This window comes from Novosphingobium sp. 11B, from assembly GCF_054589055.1.
This window is the reverse complement of the sequence record NZ_BAAILP010000100.1, coordinates 1-2,322: the sequence shown is the minus strand read 5'-3', so window position 1 is coordinate 2,322 and position 2,322 is coordinate 1. Positions and strand designations below refer to the sequence as shown.

General features: G+C 66.1%; 2 protein-coding genes. One reads left to right on the top strand and one right to left on the bottom strand.

Annotated elements, in window-relative coordinates:
* Window positions 1-163: 163 nt before the first annotated feature.
* Window positions 164-1,039, bottom strand: coding sequence for an alpha/beta fold hydrolase (locus tag ACYPYD_RS09145; RefSeq protein ID WP_211149982.1), 876 nt, complete (start codon window positions 1,037-1,039; stop codon window positions 164-166).
* 146 nt (window positions 1,040-1,185) lie between these two features.
* Here ACYPYD_RS09145 and trxB point away from each other — a divergent pair, with 146 nt between their 5' ends.
* Window positions 1,186-2,160 carry a thioredoxin-disulfide reductase gene (trxB, locus tag ACYPYD_RS09140; protein WP_069707683.1) on the top strand — a complete coding sequence of 325 codons (975 nt, stop codon included), beginning with the start codon at window positions 1,186-1,188 and terminating at the stop codon, window positions 2,158-2,160.
* The last annotated feature ends 162 nt before the right edge of the window (window positions 2,161-2,322 follow it).

Sequence of the window (2,322 nt, the reverse complement as noted above, 5' to 3'; positions counted from 1 at the left end):
AAGCTGGGACCGCTGGCCTGTTACGGCCAACTATCGTTCAAACGCCCTGTCGAGGGTTGGGCTTTGCGCGGCCAGCGGTCCCAGCCTTCGCTGGGATGACGACGTTGGGGATCCGACGTTGGGGATGGCGACGCGCGTGCATCCTTCCCACGGGGGGAGTAACTTATGCCAGAAACGCCTGCACATCGCCCATGAACCGGTCGAACTGGTCGTGGTGGAGCCAGTGCCCGGCGTTCTCGTACTCGATCAGCCGCGCGCTCGGGAAGAACTCCATCCGTCCGTCGCCTGCCGGGCTGGCGGCGAAGCTGTCCTTGCCCCACAGCATCAGCGTGGGACAGGTTATCGCCCGCCACAGTTCGACGATGTGATCGGTGGGCAGGTCCGAGGCGGTCCAGACGTTCAGGTAATTGTCGAACTTCCAGCTCCAGGTGCCGTCCTCGTTGCGGGTGGCGCCATGGATGGTGAGATGGCGGGCCTGTTCGTCGGTGAGGAAGCCGTTTTCCTCCTTCATGCGCTGGTAGGCGTCGCGCAGGGAGGCGTACTTGCGTACCGTGCGAGCCGAGGCCTTGCGCTTGTCTTCCACCCACTTGCGCAGGCGCGGCCCCGCGCCCTCGCTCTCCTGCTCGCGCCGCATGGCCGGCGGCGGGCCGAGGCCCTCGATGTTGACGAACTTCGCCACTTTCTCGGGGAACAGCCCGGTGAAGCGCGTCGCGATGTTGCCGCCCAGAGAGTGCGCTACGATCGTCACCTGCTCGTGCCCGAGGGTATGCACCAGCTGCGCGAAGTCGTAGACGAAGGCGTCCATGCCGTAGTGCCCCTCCGGGCTCCACTCGCTGTCGCCGTGGCCGCGCAGGTCCGGACAGATGACGTGCCAGTCGCGGCGCAGTTCCTCGGCCACCCAGTCCCAGCTGCGGCAGTGGTCGCGCCCGCCATGCTGCAGGATCAGCGGCGGGGCATCGGAATTGCCCCAATCGACATAGTGCAGGCGCAGGCGCTGCGAGACGAAACGGTTCGAGGTGGGGCCGAGCTGGTTCTTCATCCTCGTTGGATGGGGACGCGCGCCGCACAGGTCAATCCAAGGGCGAATTTGCGGGGATGAAAGTAATGCTTTTCCGCCGCAGCGCTTGGCGAGCGAGGCGCAAGGCCCTATCTCGCGGGCCAAGGATTTCACGCGAGAGTTACGAAATGGCGACCACGCACAAGACCCGCATGCTCATCATCGGTTCCGGCCCGGCCGGACTTTCCGCCGCCATCTACGGCGCGCGCGCGGGGATGGAGCCGATCGTGGTGCAGGGCCTGCAGCCCGGCGGCCAGCTGACCATCACCACCGACGTCGAGAACTACCCCGGCTTCCGCGAGGTCATCCAGGGCCCCTGGCTGATGCAGGAGATGGAAGCGCAGGCGGTCCACGTCGGCACCCGCATGATGTGGGACACGATCACCAACGTCGATCTTTCGGGCGACACCTTCATCGCGACCGGTGACGGCGGCGATATCTACGAAGGCGACACCCTCGTCATCGCCACCGGCGCGCAGGCCAAGTGGCTGGGCGTCCCCGGCGAGCAGGAACTTTCGGGCAAGGGCGTCTCGGCCTGCGCGACCTGCGATGGGTTCTTCTATCGCGGCAAGAAGGTGGTCGTGATCGGCGGCGGCAACACCGCGGTCGAGGAAGCGCTCTACCTCACCAACCACGCGACCGAGGTGGTGCTGGTGCACCGCCGCGATTCGCTGCGTTCGGAGAAGATCCTGCAGGATCGCCTCTTCGCGCACCCCAAGATCACGACGGTCTGGAACAAGAAGGTCGACCGCTTCCTCGCGGGTGAGAACGGCGCCCTGCGCGCTCTAGCGCTGATCGACACCGAGACCGGCGAGCAGAGCGAGCTGCTGGCCGACGGCGCCTTCGTCGCGATCGGCCACGCGCCCGCGACCGAGCTGTTCAAGGGCAAGCTGGCGATGGACGACACCGGCTATCTGATCGTCGAGCCGGGCACCCCCAAGACCGCCATTCCCGGCGTCTTCGCGGCGGGCGACGTGTCGGACCATGTCTACCGTCAGGCGATCACCGCTGCGGGCGTGGGCTGCATGGCCGCGCTCGATGCCGAGCGGTATCTGGCGCACAAGCTGCACCTGGCGGGAATTACGGAGACGGTGCAGGGGTGATTTCGGGGGAGGGCAATGCTCTCCCCGTTCCCAGCAAAACGCCCGTCATCCCAGCGAAGGCTGGGACCGCTGGAAAATCTTTAGGCGTGAGCCAGCGTCAGGGCACCTCGACGATAGGTTTCGCCTCAAGCACTGCCAGCGGTCCCAGCTTTCGCTGGGATG